The following is a 26,186-nucleotide window of genomic DNA, read 5'->3' as shown; positions in this document are numbered from 1 at the left end:
GCGTCGACCGCGGCGCGCCGGTCAGCGCTCGCCGCCGTCGGCGCACTCGACGGACTCGCCGTCGGGGGTCGCGTTGCCGTCGTCGGAGCCGAGAAGGTCTGTGACGCCACCGACCACCGGGAGCGCGTCGTGCTCGTACGCCGAAACGAGCCGGAACGCGGCGAGGTACGCGATAACCGTGGCGAGGACTGCGAGGATCAGGTTCCCGACCAGCAGCCGGACGACGATGTCGGATCCGGCCGACAGCGACACGGCCGAACGCGTCACGCCGGGAACGGGACCGAGAATCGTCGTTCCGAGCGCGAAGCTGGTGCCGTACACGCCCCACTTCACGACCGGATTAAACACGATCACAGAGGCGAACAGCGCGATGCGGTTGATTCGGTTAATCGCCCACGCGAGGACCACGAAGAGGATCAGTCCGGTGCCGAGCGTCGGGAGCATCGTGATGAACACTCCGAGCGAGAAACTACCCGCGGTCTGTCTCGGAGTGTACTCTTCGGTGAACGAGCGGTGAATCTCCGATTTTGCCCGGTCGAACACCGCTTGCACCCGAGACAAAACCATCAAGCGTTGGTATGGACTAGGGGGGAAAGTAGCTGTCGGAGCCGACGACCTCCCCCGAGAGCACTCAGGGGAGCACCTCGGGAGCGCTCACGTGAGGAGCCTCCGCTTCAGCAGCGCTCCTATCAAGAACGCGGTCGATATCAGTCGTCCGCAACGACGACATCGCGGTCGGCCCGCACTCGGCGCGCGTAGGCGGTGAAGTTGTCGAACAGCGCCTTCGCCTCGCAGGCGGCCGCGTACGCCTCCGGAGTGATCGAATCGAGGACGGCGTCCACGCGTGCGTCGTTGAGTTGCTCTCGTTTCCCGTCGGCGACCTCGCGAGCCGTCTCGGTGTCGTACTCCGGGTGGAACTGGACGCCCCAGCAGTGGCCGTCACGGAACGCGTGGACCCCGTGTTCGTTCTCGGCGAGCGGCGTCGCGTTCGGCGGGAGTTCGACGACCGTGTCGCCGTGCGTGGTGAACGCCGTGAACGACTCGTCGACCCCGTCGAACAGCTCGTCGCCGCCGCGATGCCGGATCTCGTTGTACCCGATCTCGAAGCCGTCCATTCCGGCGACGCGCCCACCGAGCGCCTCCGCGAGCACCTGGTGGCCGTAACAGACGCCGAGAACGGGCAGGTCGTCTTCGGCCGCGTCGGCCACGTAGTCGACGAGCGGGGGAATCCACGCCTCGTCCCAGTAGACGGACGAGCGCGAGCCGGTGACGATCACGCCGTCGAAGTCGGTGTGGTCGGGCAGGTGGCCGTCGGTGACGTCGAACTCGACGAGGTCGGCGTCGAGCTCCCGACGGAAGTTCCGCCGGGTGTTCGCGCCCTCGTGGGCGGCGTTTAACAGAGCGAAGCGGAGACGAGTCATTATCGCGTACGAGGCGCGACCGAGACAAAACGGTTGCGACGGCGCGAAGCGGTACCGGCGTCAGAGAGCGGTGTCCCCGCACGACCCGCGGACTCTCCTCGGCGGATCACTCGACGATCATTCCGTAAGCGAGTCGCTCGCGTGCTCGGCGAGCCATCCGACGATCGCGTCGTTGACCGCGGCGGACGCCTCTACGCCGACGAGATGGCGCGCGTCCTCGATCGCGTGGAGCGCTCCCCGAGGGAGTCCCTCGGCGAGCGACACCGCCGCGGAGCGCGGACACGCCGTGTCCTCGGTGCCGTGGACGACGAGCGTCGGCGTCGTGATCTCGTACAGTCGGCCCGAGACGTCGAATTCCTCGATCGCCGCGCAGTGTGCCTTACACGTCTCGCGGTCCCCGTCTTCGCCGAGCCGCCACTCGACGATCCGCGAGATCACGTCCGGGTGTACCTCGCGGAACGATTCCGATAGCAGCCCGGTCAGCGACCCCTCCACGGCTGCGGGCGACGACGGGTCGGCCCACACGCCGGCGGGGTTGTAGCTGTCACCGGCCGCCGGAGTGCCGATGACCGTCAGGCTCGCTGGCCGCGAGGACCCGAGCGCGTACGCGAGCGCGACCATCCCCCCGAGCCCGTAGCCGACGAGGTGCGCGTTCCGAACGCCCTCGGCCGCGCAGACGGCGTCGACGTCGCTTGCGAGCCCCTCGACCGTGTACGGCCCGGGCGGCGTATCCGACTCGCCGATTCCTCGCGTCTCTGGGGTGATGACCGTGTGCGGGCCAGCGAGCGCGGCGTGTTGCCAGCCGAACTGCCACGCGCCGAGTCCTACGTCGCCGCAGAACACGACCGCCTCGTCGGGGGCGCCGGCGTTCGGTGCGTCCACCTCGTACCGGATCTCGACGCCTGCGTTGTTCGCGTACGGCATGGCTGATCAGTGGGCGAGTTACGCCTCTTGCAGGCTGCGGAGGATCTCGGGCGCGGCAGCCAAGGCGTCATCGAGCCGGTCCGCGTCGGGACCGCCGCCCTGCGCGAAGTCCGGCGGCCCGCCGCCGCCGCCGCCGACGCGCGCGGCGAGGTCCGAGACCACCTGCCCGGCGTTCACGTCCACCCCGTCGGGAACGCCGACGACGAAGCTCGCGGAGCCGTCGGCGCCGCTGCCGACGACCGCGACCTTTCCGTCGTCGACGTGGGCGTTCGCGGTGGCGCGTAGCTCGTCGGCGTCTCCGTCGAGCCGCTGGATCACCGCAACCGCCCCCCCGATGTCGACCTCTTCGGCGTCCGCGCCGCCGGACGCGCGGGCGGTCGCGAGATCCTCTTTTAACTTCTCGATCTCCTTTCCTCGGGCCTTCCACTCCTCGAAGAACCGCTCTGCGGTCTCGGGCACGTCGAGGGGGTCGACGTCGAGCACGCTCGCGGCGTCGTACAGCGCGTCCTCCGTCCGCTGGGTCGCCTCGATCGCCGCCTCGCCCGCGGCGAACACGATCCGCTCGACGCCGTCCTGCACCGGCTCGGTTTTCAGCACTTTCACGGCGCCGATCGAGCCCGTGCGGTCGACGTGGGTGCCGGCACACGCCTGTACGTCGGCGTCGCCCACGTGGATCAGGCGAATATTGGTTCCCGGCGGGACGCCGCCCTGGTACAGGTCGAACCCGTGTTCGGCCTCCGCCTCGTTGCGGTCGGGCCACTCCTGTCGGACCGACACGTCGTCGCGGACGAGCTCGTTGGCGACGCGCTCGATCGCTTTCACCTGCTCCCGGGAGATACGGTCGTAGTGGCGGATGTCGAGCCGCGAGGAGTCGATCCCCTTCTGTGCGCCCGCCTGTCGGACGTGATCGCCGAGTACCTCGCGAGCCGCGTGCCCGATAAGGTGGGTCGCGGTGTGGTGTGCGCGCAACCGATCGCGCCGGTCGCCGTCGACCTGGCCGCGGACGAACTCTCCCTTGCCGGGGTCCGCGTCGGTTCGGTGAAGCACGACTCCGTCTTCCTCCTGCACATCGACGACGTCGACCGTCGTCTCGCCGACGGTCAGCTGTCCCCTGTCCGCCGGCTGACCGCCGCCCTCCGGGTAGAACATCGTCTGGTCTAAGACGACGTCGTACCCCTCTTCGCGGTCGAGCACGTCGAGGACGACCGCCTCGAACTCCGTGCGGCCCTGGTCGTCGTAGTACAGCTTCTCCGTCTCGGGGAGGTCGCCGAGCCGTTCGTCGCGGTCGCTGTCGTGTTCGGCGGCATCGGCCTCCTCGTGGCGGTCGGCGACGAGCGCGTAGAAGTCGTCGGGGACGTCCACCTCGGCGCCGCGGTCGGCCGCGATATCCGCGACCATGTCCGGCTGGATCCCGTGGGAGTCGTACAGTTCGAGCAGGGCATCGGTCGGGATCGGATCGCCGGTGCCGGCGTACTCGTCGGCGAGCGACTCCACCTTTCGCGAGCCGCGCTCCAGCGTCTTGCGGTACTTCCGCTCCTCCGTGCGAACGATCTCGCGGATCGTGTCGCGGTTCCGGTATCCGAGTCGCTCGGCCTGCATGTCGACCAGCTCGTCGAGCGGCGCGTCGACGTCGACCTCGTCGACGAGCCGCTTCGTCCGTCGGAGCACCATCCGCGCGAGGTAGCCCGTGCCGACGTTCGAGGGAACGATTCCGTCGCCGAACATGTACGCGAGCGTCCGCGAGTGGTCGGCGATCGCGTAGATCGATTCGAGCGGCTCGACCAGCTCGCGCAGGCGGTCCACGTCGACGTCGAGTCGATCGGCGATCTCGCCGCGAGCGGCCTCCACGTCGTCGACGTCGTCGATGTCGAGTCGCCCGGAGAGCTTCGCTGCACGGTGGACGAGGCGCTGTTCCTCCTCGGTGTGCTCGATTCCCGCGTTTTCCTTCAGGAAGTCGATCGCGTCGGGGTAGACGGCCTCGTACACGGTCGCGGTCCCCTGGCTCATCCACGTCCATCGCTCCAACCCGTAGCCGGTGTCGACGATGTACGTGTCCATGAACGAGTACGTGTTGCCGTCCTTCATCTCGTACTCGCCGTCCGGGTCCTGCTCCATGCACATGAAGACGAGCGTCGCCAGCTCGGCTCCCTTATAAATGACTTCGATAGCGGGACCGGCGTTTCCGCCGCCGACCCACGGGTCCTCGATGTAGGTGATCTCTTCGAGGTCCGCCCCGAGGCTCTCGAACAGCTCGTCGCAGTACGCCACGGTCTCGTCTTTCCAGTACACCTCGCCGTGGTAGGCGTACTCGTCCTCGTCCACCTCCTCTCGCGTGTTGAACGCGTGGTGCGCCATCATCTCGAACGCCATCGTGTGCCGCCCCGTCTTGCCGACGTTGTCGATGTCCTGCATCCGGATGCAGGGCTGTGAGATCGTGAGGGGGTTCGCCGGGGGCGGCGTCTGTCCCGAGGTGACGAGCGGCTGGAAGTCGTAGATAGACGCCTGCGTTAAGAGGACGTCGTCGCGCCATCGGTTCGCCGCGACCGGGTACGGGTCGATCCGTTCGTGGCCGTGCGCCTCGAAGAAGGAGAGGAACGCCTCACGCATCTCCGACAGCGAGTACGGCTCGGGAAAGCCCGGGTCGTCGATGAAGCTGTAGTCCTCACACGGCGGCTCGCCGCACAGTTCGCGGTCCGGGTCTCGGGTCCAGAAGTGCGCCCCGCAGGAGGAACACTCCTTCCGATCGAAGCCCTCCTCCTCGAAGTAGTCGAGACGGTACTCCGCTTCGAGATCGCTCATTACACGAACGTGGCCCGTGTTCGTCCAAAAGGGTTCCGGGGTGGTTCCCGACCGCTCCCGGAGCCAATTCGGCGATCGAGAACAGTCGGCAGGAATATTTATACTCGGCGCGGGCGAGATGACGATATCGTGAACTCCGCGTCGAGCGAGGACCCGACGGCTCTCATCCTCGCCGACCCGTCGACGCTCACGGGAGATCTCCCGGAGTCGCTGTCGTCGCGAACCGTCGCCCCCACCGACGTCGCCGACGAGTCCCTCGCAGCGGTCGATGCCGTGGTCGTCGTCGACGAGAGTGACCTTGACCGGCTCCGCGAGGAGTCGTGGAGCAGCCCGGTGGTCGCGTTCGTCGAGGACACAACGGAGGCGGTCGCGACGGATCCGTCCGTCGATGCGATCGCGACCTCACCAACGGATCTCGACGCGACCGTCCGCTGGCTCGCGAGCCGCGAGGAGCGTGACTGCGTGCGAGAGCCGCCCTCTCGGTCGCCCTCGCGAATCGAACGGCTCAACGCGGGAACCACGCGGCTCGCGTCCGTCAGAACCGTATCGGAAGCCCACCAAGCCGCGATAGCCGTTGCCGACGAGGTGTTCCCCTCGTATCACTGTCTCGTCGGTGTTCGCACCGGGGAGTGGGTCGAGCCCGTCGCGGCGTCGGCCGCCGTCCCGGTCGGCGAGTGCAACCGCGTCCGCGTCGGCGAGGGCGCGGCCGGAACCGTCGTCGAAACGGGCGAGTCGGTCGTCGCGCCGAGCGCGACCGCGGAGAGCCCGTACGACCGATCGCTCACCGTTCCCGTCGGCGACGACACCGTCCTTCAGTTGGTGTCGACCGACCCCGACGCGTTCGACGAGTCCGACCGGCGACTCGCGGACCTGCTCGCGTCGCACGTCGAGGAGACGCTCGACCGCATCCGAACCAACGAGGCGCTGCGGGCCGAGCGCGACCACCTGCTCGCGCTGTTCGCGAACATCCCGGACCCCGCCGTCGCGTACGACTTCGTCGACGAGGAACCGATCGTCCACCGCGTGAACGACGCCTTCGAGGAGACGTTCGGGTACGACGCCGAGACCGTCGTCGGCGAGTCCGTCGACGACTACATCGTTCCCGCGACCGCCGACGCCGAGCGGGAGGCCGCCGACCTGAACGAGCGCCTGCGGCGCGGCGAGAACGTCCGCCGCGAGGTGACCCGCGAGACCGTCGACGGCCCGCGACACTTCATCCTCCACGTGGTCCCGATCCGGCTCGACGCCGAGAACGTCTCCGGGTACGCGATTTACACGGACGTGACGGAGCGCAGGGAGCGGGAGTCGACGCTCCGCCGACAGAACGAGCGGCTCGACGAGTTCGCGAGCATCGTTTCGCACGACCTTCGGAATCCGCTCTCCGTCGCCGAGGGATACGTCGAACTCGCGCGGGAGACGGGCGAGATGGCCCATCTCGCGAAGGCAGGCGAAGCGATAGATCGCATGGACGAACTGGTCGAGGACCTGCTCTCGCTGGCTCGTCAGGGCAGAGCGGTCGGCGAAACGGAGCCAGTCTCACTCGGAACGCTCGCACGGGACGCGTGGGAGACCGTCGACACGGGAGACGCCGAGCTGATCGTCTCGGGAGACGTCACGCTCGACGCGAACCCGGCGCGGACCAGAGAGCTGCTGGAGAACGTGTTTCGGAACAGCGTGGACCACGGTTCGACTAGCGGCCGGACGGAGTCCGGCGACAGCGTGGAACACGGTCGTTCGAGAGACGGCGACGCCGTCTTTCGTGGTGACGAAAACTCCGAGACAGACCCGATCACAGTCCGCGTCGGTGAGGTGACGTTCCGCGGCGACGACCCCGGAACCGGGTTTTACATCGAGGACGACGGGACCGGCTTTTCCGAAGGCGCCATCGACCGCGTGTTCGAGAACGGGTTCACCACCGACGAAGCGGGAACGGGGCTCGGGCTCGCGATCACCGAACAGATCGCCGAGGCCCACGGCTGGGAAGTCCGCGCGTTGACCGCCGACAGCGGCGGTGCCCGGTTCGAGTTCCGGACGGACTGAGTGCGTCGTATCGCCCGCGAGTCGGCGGTCGATTGACGGGCGTTCACCGGCACGGGTCCGAAACGACCTTACGCCGCGCGCTCGGCTCTCCGATATGGTCGAGAACGTCGTTTATCCCGCGTACTTCGACGCCGACCGCTCGCGGTCGGACGGGCGTCGCGTTCCGATGGATCTGGCCGTCGAGGACCCGACGGTCGACGAGATCGCGAAGGCGGTCCAGCAGGTCGGCTACGACGCGGTGATCGAACGGGACAAAACCTACTCGCGAGAGTTCGAGCCGCGCGGCGCAGTCGTCGTCAAAGGCACCGAGGACACGGCCAAAAACGACCTCGTACAGGCGATCGCCGCTTACCTCGGGGTCATACGGGAGTGACGATGCGACGCGTCGGCACCGTCGTCAGAACCGCGGGCGGCCTGGCGATCGCCAGAGGCGACGCCGGCGAGGAGCCGCCCCGAATCGGCGCCGCCGTCGTCGACGAGTCGCTCTCGACCGTCGGTCGCGTCGTCGACGTGTTCGGACCGGTCGATCACCCCTACGTCGCCGTCACGCCCGGTGACGGCGTCGGACTCGCGACGCTGGTCGGCGGAAAGCTGTACTCGCGATAACGCAATCGAACCGCCCCGCTCGTCCCGCCGGCTCCGGTCATTCCCCCGTTCGCCCTGCGGTCCCACACGCTCTGCGCCGAGTGGCCGATCACTCGGCGATAGCGAAATCCTCTATCGTCTTGGTCGAGCGTGCGAGCCGCTCGGCGACCACGAACTTCTCGGTCCGTTCGAGTCGCCCCCAGTCGATCTCCGACGGCGGTGACTCCTCGAACGCTTGGAACTGTTCGAACACGTCCTCGTTGACGAACCGCTCGAACGACCCGCAGTTCGGACACGTCACCGAGAGATGTGAGGCGTCGAACTCGCGGGTGATCGTGTGTTCGAGACAGTTCAAACACCGGTACGTCCGGCTACGACTCATACCACACCGTAGGGGCTGGACGCGGTAATACCTGCGGTTACCGGACGAGAAAGAGCGAGACCGCCATCGAAAGCGGAATACCGAAAATGACCGGGCGGGGCGAAATCCGCAGCGGCGTTAGAACAGTGCCGACGCCGCCGCCTCGGCCGTCTCGATGACCGGGCCGAAGCCGGGCAGCAGGAGCACCGTCGCGACCGCCGCGAAGACGACGGCGGCGTACAGCGCCGTCGGCTGCACGTCGATCGTGTCCAGCGCGCTCTCCGAAGCGGGGTCGTCGATGAACAGCGCCTTCACGACGCGGCTGTAGTAGTACAGCGACACGACGCTGTTGACGGCACCGAACGCCGCCAGCCAGACGAACCCGTTATCGATGGCGCCCATGAACAGGAAGTACTTCGAGAAGAACCCGGCGAACGGCGGGAGCCCCGCGAGCGAGAACATGAACACGGCCATCGCGGTCGACGCGACGGGTGCCCGACGGGCGAGCCCGGCGTAGTCCTCGAACGTCCGTCCGACGCCCCAGCGCTCCGCCATCGCGACGAAGAGGAAGGCGCCGGTGTTCATGAATCCGTAGACGAGCAGGTGCGCCATCGCCGCGCCCATCACGGCGCCGTTCCCGCTCCCGTCCGCGGAGAGCGCGGCGACGCCGATGAGCGCGTACCCGGCGTGACCGATCGAGGAGTACGCCAGCATGCGTTTGACCTCCTCTTGAACGGCCGCCGCGAAGTTACCGAGCGTCATCGTCACGGCTGCGAGGATACCGAAGGCGAGCACCCAGTTGATGTCGGCGGCGAGCGACGCGCCGACCGGGAACGCCTCGGTGAACAAGCGGAACGCGACCACGAAACCGGCCGCCTTCGACGCCGACGAGAGGAACGCGCTCACCGGTGCGGGCGCGCCCTCGTACGCCTCCGGCGCCCAGAAGTGGAACGGCACGGACGCCGTCTTGAACGCGACTCCGCCGACGATCATCACGATCCCGAGGCCGGTGATTCCGACGAGTCCGTCGAGCGACTCCATCCCGGCCGCGACATCGCTCAGGATGAGCGAGCCGGTCGCCGCGTAGACGAGCGAGATCCCGAACAGGAAGATCGCCGAGGAGAGCGCGCCGACGAGGAAGTACTTCATCCCCGCCTCGACGCTCCCGCGGTTCCGCTTGAAGAAGGCGACGAGCACGTACGACGGCAGCGACACCATCTCCAGTGCGACGAACAGGACCGCGAGCGAGTTCGAGACGGCTAAGAGGGCCATCCCGGTCGCGGCGAAGACGACGAGCGAGTAGAACGACGCTGGGTCGGCGTGGTCGTGGAAGTAGTCGTGCGCCGCGACGACGACGAGCGCCGTAACCGAGGCGAAGATGGCGGTGAAGAACAGCGCCATCGTATCCACCTTGATCGCGTCCGCGAACAGGTAGATCGCACCGCCAGTTCCTGTGCCACCGGTTCCGCCGACGACGAGCCACGCCGTCGCAGCGAGCGCGGTGAGCGAACCGAGCGCGGCGACGACCGCGCTCGACGTGTTCGACCGGGCGTCCGGCCGAACGGTGTCGACCAACAACAGCACGAGCCCGGTGAACGCGAGGAGCAACACGGGCGCGAGCGCCGTAATTGCTGGCACCGCGTTAACCATCGATGCTCACCCCCTCGACCACCGGAACCGCAGCGTCACGTATCATCTCGAAGAAGATGTCGGGCGCGACGCCGAGCACGATGATAGCCACCAGAAGCACCGCGAGCGGGGCGACATCGTGGAACGGCGCCGGGCCGACGTCGTAGTCGGTCGCCAGTTCGAACGGTCCGAACAGCGTGCTCTGCATCGCCGACAACAGGTAACCGGCGACGATGACGATTCCGAACATCGCGAGCGCCGTGAACACCGGCGCGTACGGGAGCGCCGGAGCCGACAGCGAGCCCACGAAGATGAAGAACTCACCGGCGAAGCCGGCCATCAGCGGGAGCCCCATGTAGCCGAACGCGCCCGCGACGAGGATGCCGACGGTGATCGGCATCCGGTCGGCCATCCCGGCCATGTCGCCGACCATCCGCGTGTGGGTGGCGTTGTACACGACGCCGACCGCCATGAACATCAGCCCCGAGATGAGGCCGTGCGCGACCATCTGGAACGTCGCGCCGCCGATGCCGTACTCGGTGAACACGATGAGCCCGAGGATGACGTACCCCATCGACGAGACGGACGAGTACGCGACGATGCGCTTGAGGTCCTGCTGTGCCAGCGCCAGCATCGCGCCGTAGATGACGCTGATCACGGCGATGGCCGCGATCGGGACCGCGAGCGCGGACGCCTGGTCCGGCAGCATCGTGAAGTTGAATCGGAGCAGCGCGTACGTCCCCATCTTCAGGAGGACGCCGGCCAAGAGCACCGACACCGGCGTCGGCGCTTCGACGTGTGCGTCCGGCAGCCAGGTGTGAACCGGCACGATCGGCACCTTCACCGCGAACCCGAGGAACATCGCGAGGAACGCGCCCATCGCGATCGTTCCGGGAGCGATACCGAACCACGTGCCGAGCCCGCCGTCCGCGAGCGCCCCCGTGATCTCCGGCAGCGCGAACGAGCTCACGGAGTCGCCGAGCGCGAACACGAGCGACATGAAGCCGATGAACATCAGCAGCGACGCCGCGTTCGTGTAGACGAAGAACTTGATCGCGGCGTACTTCCGGCGGGGGCCGCCCCACACGCCGATGAGGAAGTACATCGGGACGAGGACGGCCTCCCAGAAGATGAACCACAGGAAGAAGTCAAGCGCAGCGAACACGCCGAGGAGGTTCGCCTCCATGAACAGCATCAGTCCGTAGAACTGGCTCTGTCGGGTGTCGATCGGCGTCCACGCGCTGATGATAGCCAGCGGGACGAGGAACGTCGTGAGGACGACGAGCGGGAGGCTGATACCGTCCAGTCCCACGAACCACGAGACCGACCGACCACCGACCTCCAGCCACTCGACCTGCGTCTCGTAGGCGATGGTGCCGCCCGTGAGCGCGTTCCCGGAGCCGTCGAAGCCGGACCAGAGGTACAGGGCACCGGCGAACGGGACGGTGCTCAGCGCGAACGCGAGCCTCCCCGCCCACTCGTTGGGAGCGAGCAGCACGACGAGCGCGCTCACGAAGGTGAATCCGATGATCGCTTCGAGTATCACAGGAACCACCCCCCGGTGACGCCGAGCACCAGAATCAACGCGACCAGCCCCAGCGTGAGCAGCGCCGCGTACTGCGAGACCACGCCGCTCTGGATCCGGCGAATCCGATTGCCACCGAAGAGACTCACCGACGAGGCGCCGTTGACGACGCCGTCGATGATCCCCTGATCGAAGGTGTCGGCGACGCCGGCGACGTCCTCAGTTCGATACGCGAGCCATACCTGCAGTTCGTCGAGGTAGTAGTTGTTGTACAGCACGTCTTTGATACCGCCGAGCTTCGCCGTGTGCTCCGTCGGCGACGGAACGTTGTAGAGCCGCCACGCGACGAGGACGCCGGCGACGGCGAGACCGAGACTGAGTCCGGCGGCGACGAGGAGGGTCGTCGTCTCGCTGTCCGCGAGGTACGCCGACTCGTGCCCGTGCGTTGCGAGCAGGTCGTTGTACGCGGAGTACCGGACGCCGTCGATACCGCCGAAGTCGTTGTCGAGCCACCGGGTGAGCAGGTCGATCCCGTCGATTCCGAACAGCTTCTGGACGGGAACCATGTTGACGAACCCGGCGACGACAGCCAGCGATCCGAGCACCGTGAGTGGGCCCTTCACGTTCCACCGGACCGGTTCGGGGTCGGCCGCGAGTTCCGTCCGCGGCTCACCGTGGAACGTCAAGAACACCATCCGGAACGTGTAGAAGGCGGTGACCGGCACGGCGAGCAGGCCCATCACCCAGCCGCCGAGCAGGAGCGGGTCGTTGAGGCCGTGGATGAACGCCTCGTAGAGGATCTCGTCTTTCGACCAGAATCCCGCGAAGGGGAAGATCCCTGCGAGGGCGAGCGACCCCGCGAGGAACGTCCAGTAGGTCACGGGCATCCGAGACTTGAGCCCGCCCATGTCCCACATGTTCTCGTTGTGGTGCATCGCGATGATCACCGCTCCCGCGCCGAGGAACAGCAGCGCCTTGAAGAAGGCGTGCGTCATCAGGTGGAAGGTCGCGGCCACGTACGACCCCGCGCCGAGCGCGAGCATCATGTAGCCGTACTGCGAGATGGTGGAGTACGCGAGCACCTGCTTCAGCTCGTCCTTGACGAGCCCCATCGTCGCGGCGAACAGCGCCGTGAAGCCACCGATAAAGGCGATGACGGCGAGCGTCGTCGGCGTCAGGGCATAGAAGCCGAACATCCGCGCGACGAGGTAGACGCCGGCCGCGACCATCGTTGCAGCGTGGATGAGCGCGGAGACGGGAGTCGGACCCTCCATCGCGTCGGGGAGCCACGTGTGCAGCGGGAACTGCGCCGACTTCCCGACGACGCCGCCGAGCACGAGGAGCCCGATGACCGTGAGCCACGTCTGCAGTTCGAGTCCGCCCGGAATCCACGCGACGGCGCCGGAGCCGTTGAGCGCCGCGTCAGCGAGCGCCGGGAACGACTCCGGTCCGGCGAACTGCGCGGTACCGAACGTCGCCAGCACCGCGACGACGCCGACGAGGAAGAAGTAGTCGCCGAAGCGGGTGACCAAAAAGGCCTTCTTCGCGGCCGACGGCGGTCCCGGCTTCCGGAAGTGAAAGCCGATGAGCAGGTACGAGCAGAGCCCGACCAGCTCGAAGAACATGAACGCCATCAGCAGGTTGTCGGCGACGACGAACCCGAGCATCGAGGCCGTAAAGAGGCCGAGTCCGGCGTAGTAGCGCGGGAGCCCCGTCTCGCCCTCGTCGTTCATGTAGCCGAGCGAGAACACGTGAACGAGCAGCGCGACGAGCGTCACGATGACGAGCATGAGCGCCGACAGCGGGTCGATGAGCAGCCCGAACGTCAGCTCGACGTCGGTCGGACCGATTCCGCCGGTACCGGCCCACGTGTATATCGTTTCGTTGTACGCGCGACCGCCCGCGACCGTCGCGAACACCCACAGCGAGAGCAGGAACGACCCCGCCGTCGCCGCGATGCCGCCGAAGGCACCGCCCTTCGGGAGGTATTTTCCGGCCCCGAGCGCGATCAGGAACGAGAAGAACGGGAGGAGAACGATCGCCGGAACGTATGCGAATGCGTCCACCATGTTACCACCTCATCTCCGTTGGAACAGTGACGTCTGTGACGCCGAAGTTGCGGTATAACACGAGTATGATGCCGATTCCGATGGCGACCTCGGCGGCGGCGAGCGCGATGACGAACAGCGCGAACACCTGCCCCGTGAGGTCACCGTAGTACAGCGCGAACGCGACGAAGTTGATGTTCGCCGCGTTCATCATGAGCTCGATGCTCATCAGGAAGTACAGCGCGTCGCGACGCGTTAACACGCCGAGCAATCCGATACAGAACATCGCGACCGAGAGCAGCAGGTACCATTCGACGGGCACCATTACCGCTCACCCCCGTCGCGACCGCCGTCGGTAAACGCCCGTCCGACCGCGGAGACGATCGAGCCGTCCTGCTCGCGTTTCGCGAGGTAGACCGCTCCGTCGACGGCGACATCGAGTGCGACCGCGGCGATGAGGAAGGCGGCGAGGAACCCCTCGGAGGGGATCGTCGCGACGCCGTACTCGCCGAGGTTGAACATGGCGTACCCGATGTTGTGGATCACCGACGCGTCCTCGGGGAATCCGGCGGCCTCCGCGCCGAACTCCGCTGACAGGACCGTCACGACCATCACGGCGAACAGGAGTCCGACCGCCACTGCGGGTACGAGTCGTCCGCGACTCCCTGATTCACCGTCACTCATACTCTACTCACCTCCGTTTCCGTGTCCGATCGCGTGAGCATCACGGCGAACGTGACCAAGATCAGAACCCCGCCCACGTAGACGAGGATCTGCATGGCGGCGATGAACTCCGCCTGTAACATCACGTAGTGCACCGCGACGCTCGTCAGGGCACCGCCTAGAAGCAACGCGGCGTGGAACACGTCGCGCGCTAGGACAACCCCGAGGCTGAACGCCAGCGTGACCGCGGCGAACAGCCCGAACGCGATGGTAGCATAAACCATTGTGTTTGTCTCCTATGAGAACCCCTTTGAAGATTTCGAGACGCGCCCGTTACTGGTAGTCGATCTCGCCGTCACCCTCCCCGATCCACGCACTGCGATCGGGGTTCCGGGACTCCAGCGGGTCGATCCCCTTGTACCACGGGACGTTCTTGAGCTGTTCTTTGTTGAACACGAAGTCGTCTTTCGTGTCCGCGGTGAACTCGAAGTTCTGTGTCAGCAGGATCGCGTCGACGGGACAGACCTCCTCACAGAGCCGGCAGTAGATGCACTGGCCGATGTGAAGGTTGTACTGCTCGCCGTTCCGCTGGTCGTCTTGGACGATCTGGATCGTGTCGTTCGGGCAGACGTTTTCGCACTGCCGACACCAGATACATCGCTCTTGGCTGAACTTGTGAACGCCGCGGAACCGCGGGCTCACGTCGGGCGCGTCCTCCGGGTATTCCACCGTGAACGTCTTCCCGTCCAGCGCGTGCTTCATCGTCGTCGCCATCGATTTCATGAGTCCGATCATATTACGCGATCACCCCCACGATTACGGCCGTGAGCACCAGGTTCGCGAACGACAGCACCAGCATTCCCTTCCAGCCGATCTCTATCAGCTGGTCGATACGGACGCGCGGCAGCGCGGCGCGGGCCCACTGCGTGAACAGGAAGAAGCCCCAGATCTTCACCACGAACCAGATGAAGCCGATACTCTCCGGGCCGGGCCCGGATGCGCCGCCGAGGAACGTCACGGCGAGAATCGCACCACCGAGGAAGATGTGCACGAACTCGCCGAGATAAAAGAGGACGAAGTACGCCGAGGAGTACTCCGTCTGATACCCGCCGACGATCTCGGTGGGTGCCTCCGGGATGTCGAACGGGTTCCGCCCGATCTCCGCCATGTTCGCCGTGAGGAACAGCACGAAGGCGAACGGGTTGACGAACGCGTACCACGCCGGGATATCGAACCCGGCGATCGTCACGAGCGTCTCCGTCTGCGCGCCGACGATACCGCTCATCTGGAGCGTCCCCGCGAAGATCACGACCGACATCGCCGTGACGATCAGCGGGATCTCGTACGCGAGGTTCTGCGCGACCGCGCGGAGTCCGCCGAGCAGCGAGTACTTATTGTTCGACGCGTATCCGGCCATCACCAGCGAAATCGAGGCGATGGAAGCGAACGCGAACACCAACGCGAAACCGACCTCGGGATCCGCGAGGTGGAAGTTTATCGGACCGAGCCGCCCCATCGGAATGACAGCGAACCCGAGCAGCGCCGACGCCGGGAGAATCACCGGCGCGATGTCCCACGACGGGCGATCGACGCCCTCGGGAATGATGAGCTCCTTCGCGAGGAGCTGGACGGCCGCCGCCGGAATGATGAGCAGCCCGAACGGGCCGACGCGGTCGACGGCGATGCGGTCGGTGAACGCCGCCGTGATCTTCCGCTTCGCCCACGGACCGGCGACACCGGTGAACGCGAGGACGATGTTTCCGACGACCGCCGCCGCGATGAGTGCGCCGATGGCCTGTCCGAGGACGCCGCCGATGCCGAGCGTCTCGGCGATGAGCTCGGGGAACAGCGGTGCCGACGACGTCATCAGCGGTCCACCTCCCCGAGCACGATGTCCAAGCTCCCGAGGGCCGCGATGACGTCGGGAATGTACTCACCGTTCGCCATCTCCGGGAGCGTCTGGAGGTTCGAGAAGCAGGGCGAGCGGATCTTGAACCGCGCCGGCTTGTCCGTTCCGTCGGCGCGCATGTAGATGCCGAGCTCGCCTTTCGCCCCCTCGACGGCGCGGTAGATCTCGGCGTCGTCGTCGGGGCGGAGCGTCCGCGGCACGTTCGCCTGAATCGTCCGCTCGTCTTCGGGCCAGTCTTCGAGCAAGTCGATACACTGTCCGATGATCTTCGCGGACTCCTCGACCTCTTGCATCCGAACGAGCAGCCGCGAGAAGTTGTCGCAGCCGTCCTCGGTGACGACGTCCCAATCGAGTTCGTCGTAGTAGCCGTACGGGTCGTCGCGGCGGAGGTCGTAGTCGACTCCGGATCCCCGAGCCACCGGACCGGTCGCCCCGTAATTCTTGGCGACTTCCGGCGGAAGGATGCCAGTGCCGATCGTCCGCATCTGGAAGATCTCGTTGGACGTGACGAGGTTGTGGTACTCCTCGACGGACCCCGGCAGCTGGTCGAGGAAGTCCCGGGTCTTCGAGAAGAACTCCTCGCGCGGCTCCGGCAGGTCCCAGACGACCCCACCGAGACGGAAGTAGTTGAACATCAGCCGCTGACCCGTCAGATCCTCAAGCAGGTTCTGTACGCGCTCGCGGTCGTTGATCGCGTACATGAACGTCGCCGTGAAGTCGCCGTTCACGTCGAGCGCGAACGTCGCCAGCGCGAGCATGTGCGCGGCGATACGGCACATCTCCGCGCCCATCGTCCGGATGACCTGCGCGTACTCCGGTACCTCGATGTCCGCGAGGTCCTCCGCGGCGCGGGCGTACGCCCACTCGTTGAGGAGGCCCGCCGAGATGTAGTCCCAGCGGTCGGGATACGGCATGATCTGGTGACGGTACGTTCCGCTCTGGGCCATCTGCTCCTCGCTTCGGTGGAGGTAGCCGATGTCGGGCTCGACGTCGATGACCTGCTCGCCGTCGAGGACCGTCTTCAGGTGGAGCACGCCGTGGGTCGCCGGGTGGTGTGGACCGATGTTGAGGAACATCGTGTCCGATTCGTCGTCCTTGTGGTGCTGTTGGATCGGGTTGACGTGGTCCGGCAGCGAGGCGATCTGCGGCTGGTCCTGATCGTAATCCATCGACAGGGGATGACCCTGCCACGTCTCCGGCAGGAGGATCCGCCGGAGGTCGGGGTGATCGTCGTACTCGATCCCGATGAGATCGTACGCCTCCCGTTCGTGCCAGTCGGCGGTGCGGAAGACGGGCTCCGCGGACTCCGAGACCGGGTTATCCTTGTCCGCCGGGACGACGATGCTGACCTCTTGGGTCGGGTCGTCGAACTTCTTCAGGTGGTAGATCGACTCGTAGCGGTTCTCGTACTCCTGTGCGGAGACGGACGAGAGGTGGTCGTAGCCCGCCTGCTCTTTCAGAACCGAGAGCGTGTCTTGGACCGTGTCCGGTCGGATGACGAATCCGGGGGCGTTCAGGTGATCGTCACGGGCGACGACGAGGTCGCCGAGCAGCGCTTCTATCTCGTCAGGTGTGCGCTCGATCGCGGCGTCGTCGGTGGTGTCTGGTCGTTCGAGACTCATGGCGAATCAGCGAAGTTGTACCGCATCACGAGTTCGTCCTCGTCGATCTGGTCCGTGAGTTTCTCGACCAGTTCGTCGCGTTCGAGGTTGGAGAACTGCTCCAGTTCGTACGGCTTGACCGTGACCGGCGAGGCCTCACCGTTGGCGACGCGTTCTTGCAGCTTCACGACGCCGTAGACGAGCGCCTCGGGGCGGGGCGGACACCCGGGGACGTGGATGTCGATCGGGATGACCTCCTCCGCGCCCTTGATCACGTTGTACCCCTCCTGGAACGGACCGCCGGAGATGGTACACGAGCCCATACCGACGACGAACTTCGGTTCGGGCATCTGGTCGTACACGCGCTTCATGCGGGGAGCGAACTTCGAGACGATCGTCCCGGGGACGATCATCACGTCGGCCTGCCGGGGCGAGGCGCGGGGGACACCGCTGCCGAACCGGTCCAGGTCGTGTTTCACTGCGTACGTGTGCATCATCTCGATGCTGCAGCAGGCGATCCCGAACTGGAGCATGAACATCGAGGAGCCACGACACCAGTTGAGGAACTTGTCGAACTTGGTGAGGATGAACGGCGAGGAGCCGAACGCCTCACGGAGCCGGGAGTTGAACCGGTCTCCCTGACCCGACATACGGCTGTCTCGGGTCTTGGTTACGACTTGCGATTCGTCGGTGATGAAGGGTTGATCGCTGCTCATTAGTTCAGGTCACGCTCCGTCTTTCTGCGGGTGGCGCGCGGGCTCCGAGCCCAGCTGATGGCGCCCGACCGCCACGCCCAGACGAGTCCGATGGCGAGGATTCCGACGAACGCCAGCATCGGCCACAGCAGGTCGATCATCGGCACGCCGGCACTGATGGCCGGGCGGTAGATGACGGCCCACGGGAACAGCAACACGGTCTCGATGTCGAACACGACGAACAACAGCGCGACCATGTAGTACTGGATGTTGAACCGGATCTGGGTCCCGCCGGTCGGGGTCTCGCCGGACTCGTAGGTGGTACTTTTACCGGTCTCAGGCACACTCGGGCGGAGTAACGCCGACACCGTCATCATCCCTATCGGGATGAGCAGGCCGACGACCGCCAAGGCGCCGATAGCTATCCAATCGCTCATATAGGTCTGTAACGTGCGAGGGTTTGGACCGCCCCCTCATAAGCGTTGAGTCTTCACCGCACCGGGGCAACGCTGCCGAAACCGGCCGCGAACGAGACCGTACCGCTGACTGCGATCTATCCACCGCTGACTGCGATCTACCCGCTTTCGGTCCGGTCGATAGCGCGGTTCAGTCGTCGCGCTCGCGGAACCCGTCGAGGCCGAGATCGTGCAGGGCCGCGGAGACGTCGGCGACGCCCGTCTTCTGTTCGTCGTGGAGATCGACGAGCCGCTCCTCGACGGCCTCGTGCTCGCGCGCGAGCACCTGCGCGGCCGACAGGGCGGCGTTGTACGACTTCCCCGCGTCGACCGCGACGATCGGTGCTCCGGTGGGCATCCCGATCACCGAGTCCACGGACTTCTCCTGCACCGGCACTCCGATGACGGGGATCGGGTACGCGAGCGACGCGGTCATGTTCGGGAGGTCGGCGGACTTCCCGCCGGCGCCCGCGATGATCACGTCGAGCCCGCGATCGGCCGCCGTCTCGCCGTACGCGTACATGAGCTCCGGCGTGCGGTGTGCGGAGACGACGTAACTCTCGTAGGTGAACCGCGCGTCCGGCGACTCGTGGAAGTCCGTCTGTTCGGCGAACCCCAGTTGGTCGAGCGCGTCGTACGCCCCCTCCATCGTCGGGAGATCCGAGTCCGACCCCATGATGATCCCCACGTCGGGGGTCGTTTCCGGGTCGGCGTCGGCCGCCGCTTCCGCTTCGAGCCGGTCGATGAGGTCCGAGACAGTGGTCATGCGAGGCGATTCGACGGTAGACGGTAAGGAACTGCCGGATGCGGCGACGATATCAGGCGTCTCGGAAGGTCAGTCCGTCGCGCAGCTCCCGCGCCTGGGAGAGCAGGGCGTCGCGGTCGACGGCGCCCCCGGCGTCCGCGTCGCCGTCTCCGGCGGTCACCGTCAGGTGCCCCATCTTCCGGAGCGGGCGCACGTCGCCTTTCCCGTACCAGTGGAGGTCGGCGTCGGGCGCGGCCAGCACCGTGTCGACGCCGCGAAGCGTCGCGATCTGGGTCTCCGCCACATCCCCGAGCACGTTCGCGGTGACCGCGGGGGAAACGAGCTCGGTCGGCCCGAGCGGCCACCCGAGCACCGCGCGGACGTGGTTCTCGAACTGTGACGTGCGCGCGCCCTCGATCGTCCAGTGCCCGGAGTTGTGCGGGCGCGGCGCGATCTCGTTGACCAGTATCTCGCCGTCGCGCGTCTCGAACAGCTCGATCCCGAACACCCCGCGGCCGTCGAGCGCGTCGAGGACGTCGCGCGCGACCGCCTCCGCCGCGTCGTCGGTCGTCTCGTCGATCCGCGCCGGAGAGACGCTCTCTCGGAGGATCTCTTCGCGGTGGACCGTCTCCGTGACGGGGTACGTTCGCGTCTCGCCGTCGGCCCCGCGGACGCCCATCACCGCGATCTCGCGCTCGAAGTCGACGAAGCGCTCCGCCATCGCGTTTCCGCCGACCGCGTCGAGCGCGTCAGCGGCGTCTGCGGGGTCCTCGACGGGGACGTTACCGCGGCCGTCGTAGCCGCCCTCGCGCGCTTTGAGCATGACCCCGCCGAACTCCTCGGCCACCCGTTCGAGCCCGCCCGCGGTCGCGACCGCGGCGAAGTCGGGAACGGCGATACCCGCGTCCGCGAGCATCTCGTTCTGGACGAGCTTGTCCTGAATGGTCCGGAGCGTGTCGGGATCGGGGTGGACGGGCACGTCGTGTTTGGCGCTCGCCGCGGCCAGCACGTCGGGGTCGGCCAGTTCGATCTCGAAGGTGAGCGCGTCGACGCGGCGCGCGAGCTCGTGGATCCCCTCCTCGTCGCCGAAATCGGCGACGATCTGGTCGCTGACGACCGGCGACGCGGGGCAGTCGGGCGTCGGATCCAACACGACGATATCGACGCCGAGCGGCGCGGCCGCTTCCCCCATCATTCGACCCAGCTGTCCGCCGCCGACGACGCCGAGCGTCGGTCCCGGCAGAGTGATCGACATACACGGCCGCGTACCCGACGTTAGTGCATAAATATTCCCACATCCTGCGAAAGAATATCCACGAACGTGCCTATTTAAAACGAGTCGGCCTCACAGGTCGATCGCTGCGAGGTCGCTTTCGAGGTCGTCGACGAACTCGTTGTACGCGTCGACGAAGCCGCGGAACGAGTCGGCGTACTCCCGCACGTCGGCCGCCGAGGGCGCCTCGTACTGCGAGAGGAGGTAGAGCCCGCCGGAGCCGCCCACGCGGAGGTACGAGACCGCGCCTTCGTCCCACTTCAGCTCCCAGCGGTCGCCGTCGACCCGGGCCGTGTAGGTCCCGTAGTCGTCCCCTTCGTACCGATAGATTTCGCCGGCCATGACGGTACAGGTCTCGCGGATCACGTCCAGCACGCGATCCCGCTCGGCGACGACGCCGTCGGTCGACACCGGTTCAGGGAACTCCGCGCTCACGCCGTCGAGAACGCCGGACAGCGAGTCGACGTACTCGTTCCACGCCGCGACGAAGTTGTCGTAGTCCGCGAGCGCGTCCGCCAGGTCGATCGGATCCGGCGGCTGCTTCGTCGAGATCACGTACACGTCCGAGCCCGACTTCGGCGAGAACAGCAGGAACTCCAGTTCGCCCGCCTCGTGTTTGACGGTCCACGCGCCGCCCGGCGTCGACAGCTCCGTTCGTCCGTAGTCGCCGCCCTGGAGACGCGCGAGCTGGTAGGCGATCGTTCCGGCGTGGTCGCGGACGGCGGCGACGAGCTCGTCGCGCTGCTCGGCGACGGCGTCCGTGTCGCGAACGTCGAGGTCGAGCCCGAGGTCGGCGTGGGTAGTCACGGCGGTAGTGGGTGCCACATGCGGTTAATCCGTTCGGGTTCGGATCTGGGGTGGCGATCGAATTGGGGCGGGCCACCGTCGACCGACCGAGGCTCGACGCGACCTACCGGATGGAGTCGCGTATCTCGCGGACCCGTTCCGGCTCGTCGATCCCGGACCGTACCACGACCGCGAACACCGTGTCGCCGTCCGGAACCGGCGCGTCGCCGCTCAAGATCGCGTCCGAGCCGGTCTCCTCGGCGAGCCACCGCCGACCGTCGGCGACCGCCTTCCGATTGAGCCACGCCGGTGGCCCCCCGACGACGAGCAGGGCGCGGTCCGCCCGCCCGCCGGGCACGTCCACCGTCGACTTCCCGCGGGTCGCCTTTCGGATCACCGTCTCGATGGCCGACACCGCGGCGCCGGTGTCGACCTCGGCGGGCTCGTTGGAGCCGAACAGCCCGAGCCCGAACCGCGAGGTCGACGACGGCGCTTCGACGGTTTGCGTCGCGTGACCGATCGCCGCGATCTCCCCGTCGTCGCCGACCGCACGGGCGACGTCGCTCGCGTCGAGGACCTGCTGCGGCGTCGATTCGGCGTCATCCGTCTCGCCCGCGCCGAACAGGGCCGCGGTGCGCTCGGCGACCGCACCGTTCAATCGGTCGCGGGCGTCCGCGAGCGACTCGCCGGGGCGGAGCCAGTCGTCGGTGTCGAACGGGAACACCGCCGCACAGCGTTCGGAGAGCGCGTCGAGGGTCCGCGCCGCGTTCTTTTCCGCGAGCGGGCGTTCGGGCGGGTGCTCGTCGGCGGCGGCCGCGCCGGCTCGGGCGGGAGCTGCCTCCCCCGGCGACGACTCCGCGCGAGCCGGCAGCAGCGCGACCGCGTACACGGGGGCCTCGTAGAGCCGCGAGAGCTCCGTCGCGAGCGCCGGCGCGACCCCGGCGCCAGCACCGCCGCCGACCCCGACGACGAGGACGAACGCCTCCGCGAACGACGGGCTCTCGTCGTCCATCACACGGGTCAGCTCGCTCGCGTGAGCGTCGCCCAACCGTCGGGCGGCGTGGAGGTCGCCGTCGAGGCCGTCGCCCCCGGCCGCGTCACCGAAGCGATATCGTTGCGACTCGTCGAGGACGTCGAGGGCGTCGAGGGCGGCGGCGTCCGTGTCGAACGCGTTGACCCCCTGCAGAAATCGGTCTCCCTCGTGGTCGGCCGCGAGCCGGTCGGCGATCCGACCGCCCGCACCACCGAGACCGACGACGTGTACACGCATACGTCACCCCGGTCGTCGACGGAGGATTTAGCTCTTCGGTCGGCGCGCCGGAGCGGTGGGTTGGCGACCGCAACCGCGACTCAGAACTCGTCGAGCTGGCGCTGGCCCCGGGGGATCTCCGGACCGGTGTCGTCGCCGTCACCGCCGAGCAGCCGTATCAGGGCCGTGTCGGCGAACGTGAGGGCCAACACGAGGACGATCGGCGCGAGGAACAGCCCGTGGAACCCGAACACGACGGGGCCGAAGATGTACGCGAGCATGAGCAGCCCCACGTGGGTCGTCTTCCCGCTGAAGTACGGTCGGAGGACGATGTCGGGGATCGTGTCGACCACCACCGCGGCGACCACGAGGAACCCGGCGACGTACGCGAGCAACGCGAGTTGGTCGCCGAGGATCGGTCCGACCGACGTCGCCGCCGCGAGCGGGAGATACACGATCTTCATCCCGATCACGGGGATCAGGCTGGCGATCCCCGTGAGCGCACCCGCGAGCGCGGGGTACGGGACCGCAACGGCAGCGGGCGCGACGAGGTTGTACCCGGTGTACGTCACGACCGCGATGATCGAGATGGCGATGACGTTGAGCAGGTTCCCGTACAGCACCGCCTCCAGCTCCGCATCGACCGCTTCGAGGTATTCGCGGACGATCGCGTCGTCGTCGAAGCTGAGCAGCCACTCGTGGAATCGCGAGCCGTCGAGCAGCAGATAGTAGGTGACGACGATCGTGATGAGCAGGTTGAGGACGAGCCCCGACAGGGTGCTCGCCAGCAGCCCGGCCTGATCGGACGCGAACTCGATAAGGGGGTCGAACTGGCCCGAGCGGTACGCCGCGACGATCCCGTCGAAGGTCGGATTCGAGAGCTCGGCGAGGTCACCGACCCACGAGTTCTCCGCGCCGAGCGCCTCGGCGATGGGGTACTGCTCGATGAACCGACGCGCCTCTATCAGCAACAACAGCACGGTGTAGCTCAGCAGTCCGATGAGCGGGACGCCGATCACCGACAGCGAGACGACCGCCCGAACGCGGGCCGGGAGCCGGAAGCGTTCGAGCTCGTGGAAGAGCCGTCGCGTCGAGTAGTACAGGAAGACGGCGACGGTGAGCGGGGCGACGAATCGGTAGGCGATGAACAGCGTAACGGCCCCGACGACGAGACCGAAGAGGGCGATGACGAACCGCTTCTCGTCCATGACCGACCGTCTCCGTCTCCCGACATAAACCATGGGGGCGCCAGCCGTCGAACAGCGTCTACCGTTGGATGCCGTCAGTCGTCGTCGCGCTCATCGATCCCGGCAGCGGCGGACGCGTTCGACGAGTTGCCGTCGGCGATCCGCTCGTAGCGGGCGGCCTGCTCGCGGTGCAGCGAGAGGATCATGTCGGCGAGGACGCCAAATATGAGCAGTTGGATCCCCAAGATGGTCGCGCCGACGGCGCCGATGGCGATCACCTCGTGGGCGATGCCGAACGCGAACCAGCGATAGAGCACGTACGCGGTCATGACTGCTCCCGCCGCCGTCGAGACGCCGCCGAGGCTCCCGAAGTAAAAGAGCGGGTTGTTCGTCTTCGCCTTTCGGTACAGTTCGAGGAAGATCATACCACCGTCACGGAGCGGGTGGAGATTGGTCGCGGAGCCGCCGGGTCGTTCCCGGTAGGTGATTGGGACGACCGCCACGGAGAGTCGGTTTTTCACGCACTCGACGGCCATCTCCGTCTCGATGCCGAACCCGTCGGCGGTGAGGTGGAGCCGGAGGAACGATTCGCGGGTGAACGCCCGGTATCCCGAGAGGATGTCGCGAAAGTTCTCGCCGTGGATCGCCCGGAACGAGAGGTTGATGACGCGGTTTCCGATCCGGTTCAGCCGAGTCATCGCGCCCGGCCGCATGTCGGCGAACCGGTTCCCGATGACGTGGTCGACCTCGCCCGCAAGGAGCGGAGCGAGCATCGCGTCGACGTCCTCGGCGTCGTACGTCGCGTCCGCGTCGGCCATCACGACGTACGGGGCGTCGATGTGGTCGCGGACGGCCTCGCGAACCGCCTGTCCCTTACCGCGCCCGGACTGCTCGACGACGCGCGCACCGGCCTCGCGGGCCGCCTCGCGGGTTCCGTCCGTCGACCCGCCGTCTATCACGAGGATCTCGTCGACTCCGGCGTCACGGAACGCCTCGACGACGCGTGCGACCGTCTCGATCTCGTCCATCGCCGGCAGCAGGACGCAGACGTCGTCGTACTCGCTCATTATCCGGGCGATCACGGGGGAGTCGCTAAACTCTGTCCTTCCGAGGTCGCCCTGCTGGTTGCGTTCCAAAGCTCCCGTGCCGGTCACCCTTTTTCCGGCCGCGACGCGCTGCGGTCGGTTCTGCGGCCACCCATACGCTCATGTATCCGTCGGACGATCGTGACAGTATGTCACACTCTATTGGGTCGCACGCCGACGAACTGCTCAGTGCGGCGCGAACGGCGACCGGTGACGAACTCCGGAGTCTCACGTATTTCACCGAAGACGATGTCGAGCAGCTCTACCTCCGCAGCGACCTGAGTCAGACCGCCGACCTCGTCGGATTCGCGGAGAACGAGCGCAACGGGTTCCACGCCCAAGCGCTGTACACGGGCAGTCAGCTCGGGCACTACCAGTTTACGGTACGCGTCTTCGAGAACGGATACCTCACGCGGGTTATCGACGGCGGACACGGGATCTGGGTGACCACCGATTCGATGGAGATAGACCGCTTCGAGGAACTCGCGAGCGCGCTCGCCGCGATTCTCCGATCGTTCGATCCGTCGTGACCGGAGCGCTCGCGTCTCGTCCCGGAACTGCCTGTCGGAATCACCGATGACGGCGACAGCGAGACACCGACGTGGATCGCCCGTGACACAAGACCTTGTATATTCTCGGAAGCGTATAATGACCATAGGAACAACGTTAAGGTCGATCCCGCGGTATTGATACGCATGGAAACGCGGAAAGTCCAGCGGTTGGGTCCGTCGACGCTGGCGATGACCCTCCCCGCGGAGTGGGCGAAGGAACACGGCGTCAACAAGGGCGACGAGGTATCGCTCCGGATGGGCGGCAAAGGAACGCTCACGGTGCTTCCGGAGTCCGTGAGCACGGAGGAGTCGGAGGCCGTGATCAACGCGGACGGGCTCGACGCGAGGTCGCTAGAGCGGGCGATCGTCGCGCAGTACGTGCTCGGACGGCGCGTGATCCACGTCCGGAGCGAGGGAACGCTCGACAGCGAGCACATCAACGCGGTGTATAAGGCCGAAACGCAGCTGATGGGGCTCGGCGTCATCGAAGAGACGCCGGAGGACATCTCTATCCGGTGTTCGGTCGACCCGGAGGATTTCACCCTCGACAACCTCCTCGAACGGTTGGAGAACACGGGGTCGACGATGCGAGGCGAGGCCGTGAAGGCGCTCGCGCACGGCAATCCCGACCTCGCCCAGCGAGCGCTCAACCGCG

Annotated in this window: 27 protein-coding genes; 5 read left to right on the top strand and 22 right to left on the bottom strand. The window is 66.8% G+C overall.

The features are described 5' to 3' along the window. Window positions 1-21 precede the first annotated feature (21 nt). The 4 genes from ACNSN4_RS03950 to alaS form a co-directional block, all read right to left on the bottom strand. Window positions 22-567 carry a DUF2062 domain-containing protein gene (locus ACNSN4_RS03950; RefSeq protein WP_418284481.1) on the bottom strand — a complete coding sequence of 182 codons (546 nt, stop codon included), beginning with the start codon at window positions 565-567 and terminating at the stop codon, window positions 22-24. 140 nt (window positions 568-707) lie between these two features. Continuing rightward, the gene (locus ACNSN4_RS03945) at window positions 708-1,421 is read right to left on the bottom strand and encodes a type 1 glutamine amidotransferase (protein WP_418284480.1); all 714 of its coding nucleotides are present in this window, start codon (window positions 1,419-1,421) and stop codon (window positions 708-710) included. A 117-nt stretch (window positions 1,422-1,538) separates the two neighbouring features. Next, window positions 1,539-2,345 carry an alpha/beta fold hydrolase gene (locus ACNSN4_RS03940; RefSeq protein WP_418284479.1) on the bottom strand — a complete coding sequence of 269 codons (807 nt, stop codon included), beginning with the start codon at window positions 2,343-2,345 and terminating at the stop codon, window positions 1,539-1,541. 18 nt (window positions 2,346-2,363) lie between these two features. Then, window positions 2,364-5,144 (bottom strand): alanine--tRNA ligase, encoded by a 2,781-nt coding sequence (gene alaS / locus ACNSN4_RS03935; protein WP_418284478.1) that lies wholly within the window; start codon window positions 5,142-5,144, stop codon window positions 2,364-2,366. 129 nt (window positions 5,145-5,273) lie between these two features. On the opposite strand from alaS, the gene ACNSN4_RS03930 reads away from it, so the two are divergent. From ACNSN4_RS03930 to ACNSN4_RS03920, 3 genes are all read left to right on the top strand, one after another. Then, window positions 5,274-7,184 (top strand): ATP-binding protein, encoded by a 1,911-nt coding sequence (locus tag ACNSN4_RS03930; protein ID WP_418284477.1) that lies wholly within the window; start codon window positions 5,274-5,276, stop codon window positions 7,182-7,184. Between the two features lie 94 nt (window positions 7,185-7,278). Beyond that, window positions 7,279-7,557 carry a signal recognition particle subunit SRP19 gene (srp19, locus tag ACNSN4_RS03925; protein ID WP_418284476.1) on the top strand — a complete coding sequence of 93 codons (279 nt, stop codon included), beginning with the start codon at window positions 7,279-7,281 and terminating at the stop codon, window positions 7,555-7,557. A 2-nt stretch (window positions 7,558-7,559) separates the two neighbouring features. Further along, entirely contained in the window at window positions 7,560-7,790 is a 231-nt protein-coding gene (locus ACNSN4_RS03920) for an H/ACA ribonucleoprotein complex subunit GAR1 (RefSeq protein ID WP_418284475.1), read from the top strand. Window positions 7,791-7,878: 88 nt separating this feature from the next. Here ACNSN4_RS03920 and ACNSN4_RS03915 read toward each other — a convergent pair whose 3' ends face one another. The 18 genes from ACNSN4_RS03915 to aglJ all read right to left on the bottom strand — a co-directional run bounded on the left by ACNSN4_RS03915 (window position 7,879) and on the right by aglJ (window position 24,962). Next, on the bottom strand, window positions 7,879-8,151 hold the full coding sequence (locus tag ACNSN4_RS03915; RefSeq protein WP_418284474.1) for a hypothetical protein: 273 nt from the start codon (window positions 8,149-8,151) through the stop codon (window positions 7,879-7,881). A 117-nt stretch (window positions 8,152-8,268) separates the two neighbouring features. Then, window positions 8,269-9,780 (bottom strand): NADH-quinone oxidoreductase subunit N, encoded by a 1,512-nt coding sequence (locus ACNSN4_RS03910; RefSeq protein ID WP_418284473.1) that lies wholly within the window; start codon window positions 9,778-9,780, stop codon window positions 8,269-8,271. Then, complete coding sequence (locus ACNSN4_RS03905) at window positions 9,773-11,302, bottom strand: complex I subunit 4 family protein (protein ID WP_418284976.1); 1,530 nt, start codon at window positions 11,300-11,302, stop codon at window positions 9,773-9,775. The genes ACNSN4_RS03910 and ACNSN4_RS03905 overlap by 8 nt, the downstream gene beginning before the upstream one ends. After that, window positions 11,302-13,353, bottom strand: a complete 2,052-nt coding sequence (nuoL, locus tag ACNSN4_RS03900) for an NADH-quinone oxidoreductase subunit L (RefSeq protein ID WP_418284472.1) — start codon at window positions 13,351-13,353, stop codon at window positions 11,302-11,304. The genes ACNSN4_RS03905 and nuoL overlap by 1 nt, the downstream gene beginning before the upstream one ends. A gap of 1 nt (window position 13,354) precedes the next feature. Beyond that, entirely contained in the window at window positions 13,355-13,657 is a 303-nt protein-coding gene (nuoK, locus tag ACNSN4_RS03895; RefSeq protein ID WP_418284471.1) for an NADH-quinone oxidoreductase subunit NuoK, read from the bottom strand. Next, window positions 13,657-14,016 carry a hypothetical protein gene (locus tag ACNSN4_RS03890; protein ID WP_418284470.1) on the bottom strand — a complete coding sequence of 120 codons (360 nt, stop codon included), beginning with the start codon at window positions 14,014-14,016 and terminating at the stop codon, window positions 13,657-13,659. The genes nuoK and ACNSN4_RS03890 overlap by 1 nt, the downstream gene beginning before the upstream one ends. Beyond that, a complete protein-coding gene (locus ACNSN4_RS03885; RefSeq protein WP_418284469.1) occupies window positions 14,013-14,279 on the bottom strand; it encodes an NADH-quinone oxidoreductase subunit J in 267 nt (88 codons plus the stop codon). The genes ACNSN4_RS03890 and ACNSN4_RS03885 overlap by 4 nt, the downstream gene beginning before the upstream one ends. A gap of 49 nt (window positions 14,280-14,328) precedes the next feature. After that, entirely contained in the window at window positions 14,329-14,790 is a 462-nt protein-coding gene (locus tag ACNSN4_RS03880; protein WP_418284468.1) for a NuoI/complex I 23 kDa subunit family protein, read from the bottom strand. 1 nt (window position 14,791) lies between these two features. Continuing rightward, entirely contained in the window at window positions 14,792-15,862 is a 1,071-nt protein-coding gene (locus ACNSN4_RS03875; RefSeq protein WP_418284467.1) for a complex I subunit 1/NuoH family protein, read from the bottom strand. Continuing rightward, entirely contained in the window at window positions 15,862-17,526 is a 1,665-nt protein-coding gene (locus tag ACNSN4_RS03870; protein WP_418284466.1) for an NADH-quinone oxidoreductase subunit D, read from the bottom strand. The genes ACNSN4_RS03875 and ACNSN4_RS03870 overlap by 1 nt, the downstream gene beginning before the upstream one ends. Then, a complete protein-coding gene (locus ACNSN4_RS03865; protein ID WP_418284465.1) occupies window positions 17,523-18,221 on the bottom strand; it encodes an NADH-quinone oxidoreductase subunit B in 699 nt (232 codons plus the stop codon). The genes ACNSN4_RS03870 and ACNSN4_RS03865 overlap by 4 nt, the downstream gene beginning before the upstream one ends. Beyond that, complete coding sequence (locus tag ACNSN4_RS03860; protein WP_418284464.1) at window positions 18,221-18,637, bottom strand: NADH-quinone oxidoreductase subunit A; 417 nt, start codon at window positions 18,635-18,637, stop codon at window positions 18,221-18,223. Before ACNSN4_RS03860 ends, ACNSN4_RS03865 begins: the two co-directional genes overlap by 1 nt. Window positions 18,638-18,806: 169 nt before the next feature. Beyond that, window positions 18,807-19,421 carry a 5-(carboxyamino)imidazole ribonucleotide mutase gene (purE, locus tag ACNSN4_RS03855; RefSeq protein WP_418284463.1) on the bottom strand — a complete coding sequence of 205 codons (615 nt, stop codon included), beginning with the start codon at window positions 19,419-19,421 and terminating at the stop codon, window positions 18,807-18,809. Between the two features lie 52 nt (window positions 19,422-19,473). Next, on the bottom strand, window positions 19,474-20,655 hold the full coding sequence (locus tag ACNSN4_RS03850) for a 5-(carboxyamino)imidazole ribonucleotide synthase (protein WP_418284462.1): 1,182 nt from the start codon (window positions 20,653-20,655) through the stop codon (window positions 19,474-19,476). A 90-nt stretch (window positions 20,656-20,745) separates the two neighbouring features. Continuing rightward, window positions 20,746-21,480 (bottom strand): profilin-fold protein, encoded by a 735-nt coding sequence (locus ACNSN4_RS03845; RefSeq protein ID WP_418284461.1) that lies wholly within the window; start codon window positions 21,478-21,480, stop codon window positions 20,746-20,748. A 103-nt stretch (window positions 21,481-21,583) separates the two neighbouring features. Beyond that, a complete protein-coding gene (locus tag ACNSN4_RS03840; protein ID WP_418284460.1) occupies window positions 21,584-22,729 on the bottom strand; it encodes an FtsZ/tubulin family protein in 1,146 nt (381 codons plus the stop codon). Between the two features lie 80 nt (window positions 22,730-22,809). Then, window positions 22,810-23,916, bottom strand: coding sequence for an AI-2E family transporter (locus ACNSN4_RS03835; protein ID WP_418284459.1), 1,107 nt, complete (start codon window positions 23,914-23,916; stop codon window positions 22,810-22,812). A 74-nt stretch (window positions 23,917-23,990) separates the two neighbouring features. Further along, the gene (gene aglJ, locus ACNSN4_RS03830) at window positions 23,991-24,962 is read right to left on the bottom strand and encodes an S-layer glycoprotein N-glycosyltransferase AglJ (RefSeq protein WP_418284458.1); all 972 of its coding nucleotides are present in this window, start codon (window positions 24,960-24,962) and stop codon (window positions 23,991-23,993) included. Between the two features lie 167 nt (window positions 24,963-25,129). Between aglJ and ACNSN4_RS03825 the strand changes: the two genes are divergently transcribed. Together ACNSN4_RS03825 and ACNSN4_RS03820 are read left to right on the top strand one after the other, a co-directional pair. Next, window positions 25,130-25,510: a DUF7522 family protein gene (locus ACNSN4_RS03825; protein ID WP_418284457.1), complete on the top strand. Its 381-nt coding sequence runs from the start codon at window positions 25,130-25,132 to the stop codon at window positions 25,508-25,510. A 165-nt stretch (window positions 25,511-25,675) separates the two neighbouring features. Beyond that, window positions 25,676-26,186, top strand: a 511-nt coding sequence (locus ACNSN4_RS03820) for an AbrB/MazE/SpoVT family DNA-binding domain-containing protein (protein WP_418284456.1), incomplete at its 3' end; no start/stop codon positions are given.

The sequence above is a fragment of the Halorubrum marinum genome (genome assembly GCF_048381195.1).
Classification (GTDB): Archaea; Halobacteriota; Halobacteria; order Halobacteriales; family Haloferacaceae; genus Halorubrum.
Note: the sequence above shows the minus strand (reverse complement) of the source record. Positions and strands in the feature narration are given on the sequence as shown.

What these genes read in the sequence shown, in the direction of transcription:
- ACNSN4_RS03880 (WP_418284468.1), bottom strand. Translation starts at nt 14,790, where the DNA reads ATGATCGGACTCATGAAATCGATGGCGACGACGATGAAGCACGCGCTG.
- ACNSN4_RS03945 (WP_418284480.1), bottom strand. Translation starts at nt 1,421, where the DNA reads ATGACTCGTCTCCGCTTCGCTCTGTTAAACGCCGCCCACGAGGGCGCG.
- ACNSN4_RS03870 (WP_418284466.1), bottom strand. Translation starts at nt 17,526, where the DNA reads ATGAGTCTCGAACGACCAGACACCACCGACGACGCCGCGATCGAGCGC.
- ACNSN4_RS03835 (WP_418284459.1), bottom strand. Translation starts at nt 23,916, where the DNA reads ATGGACGAGAAGCGGTTCGTCATCGCCCTCTTCGGTCTCGTCGTCGGG.
- nuoL (WP_418284472.1), bottom strand. Translation starts at nt 13,353, where the DNA reads ATGGTGGACGCATTCGCATACGTTCCGGCGATCGTTCTCCTCCCGTTC.
- ACNSN4_RS03890 (WP_418284470.1), bottom strand. Translation starts at nt 14,016, where the DNA reads ATGAGTGACGGTGAATCAGGGAGTCGCGGACGACTCGTACCCGCAGTG.
- nuoK (WP_418284471.1), bottom strand. Translation starts at nt 13,657, where the DNA reads ATGGTGCCCGTCGAATGGTACCTGCTGCTCTCGGTCGCGATGTTCTGT.
- ACNSN4_RS03840 (WP_418284460.1), bottom strand. Translation starts at nt 22,729, where the DNA reads ATGCGTGTACACGTCGTCGGTCTCGGTGGTGCGGGCGGTCGGATCGCC.
- ACNSN4_RS03865 (WP_418284465.1), bottom strand. Translation starts at nt 18,221, where the DNA reads ATGAGCAGCGATCAACCCTTCATCACCGACGAATCGCAAGTCGTAACC.
- ACNSN4_RS03915 (WP_418284474.1), bottom strand. Translation starts at nt 8,151, where the DNA reads ATGAGTCGTAGCCGGACGTACCGGTGTTTGAACTGTCTCGAACACACG.
- ACNSN4_RS03910 (WP_418284473.1), bottom strand. Translation starts at nt 9,780, where the DNA reads ATGGTTAACGCGGTGCCAGCAATTACGGCGCTCGCGCCCGTGTTGCTC.
- ACNSN4_RS03825 (WP_418284457.1), top strand. Translation starts at nt 25,130, where the DNA reads ATGTCACACTCTATTGGGTCGCACGCCGACGAACTGCTCAGTGCGGCG.
- ACNSN4_RS03860 (WP_418284464.1), bottom strand. Translation starts at nt 18,637, where the DNA reads ATGAGCGATTGGATAGCTATCGGCGCCTTGGCGGTCGTCGGCCTGCTC.
- ACNSN4_RS03875 (WP_418284467.1), bottom strand. Translation starts at nt 15,862, where the DNA reads ATGACGTCGTCGGCACCGCTGTTCCCCGAGCTCATCGCCGAGACGCTC.
- ACNSN4_RS03950 (WP_418284481.1), bottom strand. Translation starts at nt 567, where the DNA reads ATGGTTTTGTCTCGGGTGCAAGCGGTGTTCGACCGGGCAAAATCGGAG.
- srp19 (WP_418284476.1), top strand. Translation starts at nt 7,279, where the DNA reads ATGGTCGAGAACGTCGTTTATCCCGCGTACTTCGACGCCGACCGCTCG.
- ACNSN4_RS03920 (WP_418284475.1), top strand. Translation starts at nt 7,560, where the DNA reads ATGCGACGCGTCGGCACCGTCGTCAGAACCGCGGGCGGCCTGGCGATC.
- purE (WP_418284463.1), bottom strand. Translation starts at nt 19,421, where the DNA reads ATGACCACTGTCTCGGACCTCATCGACCGGCTCGAAGCGGAAGCGGCG.
- ACNSN4_RS03850 (WP_418284462.1), bottom strand. Translation starts at nt 20,655, where the DNA reads ATGTCGATCACTCTGCCGGGACCGACGCTCGGCGTCGTCGGCGGCGGA.
- ACNSN4_RS03885 (WP_418284469.1), bottom strand. Translation starts at nt 14,279, where the DNA reads ATGGTTTATGCTACCATCGCGTTCGGGCTGTTCGCCGCGGTCACGCTG.
- ACNSN4_RS03940 (WP_418284479.1), bottom strand. Translation starts at nt 2,345, where the DNA reads ATGCCGTACGCGAACAACGCAGGCGTCGAGATCCGGTACGAGGTGGAC.
- aglJ (WP_418284458.1), bottom strand. Translation starts at nt 24,962, where the DNA reads ATGAGCGAGTACGACGACGTCTGCGTCCTGCTGCCGGCGATGGACGAG.
- alaS (WP_418284478.1), bottom strand. Translation starts at nt 5,144, where the DNA reads ATGAGCGATCTCGAAGCGGAGTACCGTCTCGACTACTTCGAGGAGGAG.